The organism is Marinobacter sp. EVN1 (genome assembly GCF_000475375.1).
In the GTDB taxonomy this organism is placed as follows: Bacteria; Pseudomonadota; Gammaproteobacteria; order Pseudomonadales; family Oleiphilaceae; genus Marinobacter; species Marinobacter nauticus.
The window spans coordinates 1-3,018 of the sequence record NZ_AXCB01000025.1 but is presented as its reverse complement, the minus strand read 5'-3'; the positions used below and the strand labels follow the sequence as shown (position 1 = coordinate 3,018).

4 protein-coding genes are annotated in these 3,018 nt (G+C 50.6%); 3 read left to right on the top strand and 1 reads right to left on the bottom strand.

The window, feature by feature from the left end:
- Positions 1-48 precede the first annotated feature (48 nt).
- Positions 49-285, bottom strand: coding sequence for a dCTP deaminase domain-containing protein (locus Q674_RS41680; RefSeq protein WP_023009214.1), 237 nt, complete (start codon positions 283-285; stop codon positions 49-51).
- A 792-nt stretch (positions 286-1,077) separates the two neighbouring features.
- On the opposite strand from Q674_RS41680, the gene Q674_RS41485 reads away from it, so the two are divergent.
- The 3 genes from Q674_RS41485 to Q674_RS33455 all read left to right on the top strand — a co-directional run bounded on the left by Q674_RS41485 (position 1,078) and on the right by Q674_RS33455 (position 2,767).
- Positions 1,078-1,236, top strand: coding sequence for a hypothetical protein (locus Q674_RS41485; protein ID WP_023009213.1), 159 nt, complete (start codon positions 1,078-1,080; stop codon positions 1,234-1,236).
- A gap of 3 nt (positions 1,237-1,239) precedes the next feature.
- Positions 1,240-1,914: an IS21 family transposase gene (gene istA, locus Q674_RS33460; RefSeq protein ID WP_023009212.1), complete on the top strand. Its 675-nt coding sequence runs from the start codon at positions 1,240-1,242 to the stop codon at positions 1,912-1,914.
- A gap of 223 nt (positions 1,915-2,137) precedes the next feature.
- Positions 2,138-2,767: a LysE family translocator gene (locus tag Q674_RS33455; RefSeq protein ID WP_023009211.1), complete on the top strand. Its 630-nt coding sequence runs from the start codon at positions 2,138-2,140 to the stop codon at positions 2,765-2,767.
- Positions 2,768-3,018 lie beyond the last annotated feature (251 nt).

Sequence of the window (3,018 nt, the reverse complement as noted above, 5' to 3'; positions counted from 1 at the left end):
TCGATTTTTTGCCGTTTAAACCCAAGATGGGCAAATATCAGCAGTTATTCAGACCTTCCCTAGATAAAAACAATCTGGATTCAAGACATAGCCCGTGGCAGGAATTTTTATTTTTCGATTCTTGTTCTGCACCATGGGATCAACTACATCATTGGTATATTCGATCAACGTATCACCCAGATGAAATGAGTAAGAATTCACATCTAGGTTATTTTCGTCAAACGGAAATATCTCAATATCCCCGCTTTCAACTAAGGCTCTGATTTTTTTAGAAGTAAGAATCACTTTAAAGGTCCGTCTTCATTATCTAAACATCTCTTTATACCTTAAAGATGAGTGCTACTGGACCTGCCCCCATCTGAAGAGAGGGGCGTAAAGACCTCCAGCTGGAGCTGATGAGTGGCTTGCGAAATGTGGAACTCATGGTGAAAGCAGAGTGCGCGCCAATTACTGAAAATTGGTCCCACTTTCGCTGGCAGTGCTTGGAGTTAGGTTATAGGAGTGCGATATTTCATGACCGAGCCGCTTCGCAAGCGACTCAATAGCCAGCAAATTCCCTTTTTTGTCGTCATGATTGGCGGCACGTCCGTCATCGTAAAAATTGCCGAAATATGAACTACTCTTGTTAAGATGACTGTCGTCTGTGTGGTCAGACCAACGTGCAAAGTTGCCTGAGTCAGTAGTCTCGTCCCCAAAAACGACGATTCTATCGAACGCCGGATTTGAGGTGAAACGTTAAATGAGAGGAGCAGAACCCATAGTCCTAGCAAGTCACGCCCTTTGTTCATCACGCACCTCCTGTGCCTATCCATCGTGAAACAAATGAAAGTCATCGGGTAATTACAGTTTACCGAATATAACGTATGGTCTGTGTAGATAAATTGACGGCGTTCACTTTTTTTCATCGCAAGGTGCATATTCCGGCCCATCGTGACCGCCCATTCCGTTTGAACGTGACCGATTTCGGGTCGTTTTCCGGAATCTTCGGTCACGTTCCCCCGGAATCACTGCCAACACGCTGGAGTTCTTAAACTTTATCCGGCATACCCCTTCCTTTTTCATCACGAGGAAGGGCGAATGCCGGCAGCGAGGATTTCCATGCGACAAATCATCGAGGTCTTGCGCCTCAAGTACGAAGCGGGTCTGAGCCATGAGCACATTGCTCGTGCCTGTGGTCGCCCCAAGGGCGTGGTCGGCAAGTACGTCAGCCTGGCCACCGCTCAAGGCATCAACTAGCCGTTGCCGGAAGGCACAAACGAGGCCAGGCTGGAAGCCCAGCTGTTCCCGGCCAAGACGCCGCCTGCACGCTTTGCCGAACCCGACTACTTCCAGGTCCACCAGGAACTGAAGACCAAGGGCGTAACCCTACAACTGCTGTGGGCTGAGTACGTGGAGCGCCACGGCGACAAGGCTCGCCGGTACAGTCAGTTCTGCCATCACTACCGGCTCTGGCGTGGTCGGCAGCGGCGCAGCATGCGCCAGGTTCATCGGGCGGGTGAGAAGATCTATATCGACTACTGTGGCCCCACGGTTCCCGTGGTGGATCGCAGCACTGGCGAGATGAGCAAGGCTCAGGTCTTTGTGGCCGTGCTGGGCGCGTCCAGCTACACCTTCGCCGAGGCCACCTGTAGCCAGAGCCTGCCGGACTGGATCGCCTTCCACCAGCAGATGCTGGCGTTCTATGGTGGCGTGCCGGAACTGCTGGTTCCGGACAACCTCAAGGCAGCGGTTACCAAAGCCGACCGATACACGCCACAAATCAACGAGACCTACGCGGAACTTGTAACCATGCGGGAGTGGTTTCACCTTGGCCAAAGCCAGGAGTGGAAAGCTGGTTTCACAAAAGAAGATAAGAATGCCTGTCATTGGCATAAACGGAATTTTGATACTTATACCGTGCGCCGTATTTCTTGATAGCTGGGCATCAGTAGGCGCTTTTGATACACGCTTTTATACAGTGCAAGGAATTGAACTGCTTGTGGGTGCAGTCAATCTAGTGTTGATGGGATTGAACTTGAGAGATGGTCTAAAATTGACCGGCAGATTCGGGCAATCGATGGCACGCAGCCGGTAAAAGGTCCTCCACTCTTGCTGTCAGACGGTTACGGTTGGCCCCAACTTAATAGGAGAAGGTTTCTTGGCAATCGAATCCTGGTTTGCATTTGTTGTCGCATCGACGGTCCTGCTGGTGATCCCTGGCCCGACAATTTTGGCAGTCATCAGCTACTCAGTGAGTCATGGTCCTCGCGCCAATATTCCTTTGGTGGCTGCTGTTGCCCTGGGTGACTCCACCGCATTGTTTGCTTCACTTGTGGGTTTGGGAGCTTTGCTCGCAGTGTCTGCTTTTTGGTTTACAGCAGTGAAAGTGGTAGGTGGCTTATACCTCCTTTACCTTGGTATCAGGTTGATTCGCGCAGGCTTCTCACCTACTGAAATGTCGGAATCGACGCCTGACTCCTCGCACTTGAGATTATTCATGAACACGTATTTCGTAACTGCACTCAATCCGAAGGGCATTGTTTTTTTCATGGCCTTTTTACCGCAGTTCATTACACCGGGTGAAAACGGGATGATCCAAATGTGGTTGCTCGCAATCACTTTTGTTGCTCTGGCGACCATCAATGCCACGCTTTACACAGTTTTCGCATCATCTGCTCGCCGGCTGTTTTTCTCGACCAAAGCGCAGCGTAGGTTTAATTTTGCTGGTGGCGCTCTACTTTCACTGGCCGGTGTGTGGGCGTTGCTAACCAAACGTCCAGCCGTGTAGAAGCTAACTGTCGGATGCACCTTCCCGGGTGATCTCATACGCAGCAAAGCCGAGGCGTTATATGATGAAGCCAGAATTATGATTCCTGTGAAACTGAGGGATCTTTATCAGCAAGATAAAGCGGCTGTTATGGCAATGCTAAGAGACCCTGAGGTAATGAGGTTTCTAGGCCCTCGTCGCACTCTGACAGAAGATGAGGCGGATTCATGGTTTGAGAGTGCGCTCGCTAACCCGGATTTCTCATGACGGGA

Coding starts and splice junctions, on each gene's coding strand:
- Q674_RS41485 (WP_023009213.1), top strand. CDS start 1,078: ATGCCGGCAGCGAGGATTTCCATGCGACAAATCATCGAGGTCTTGCGC.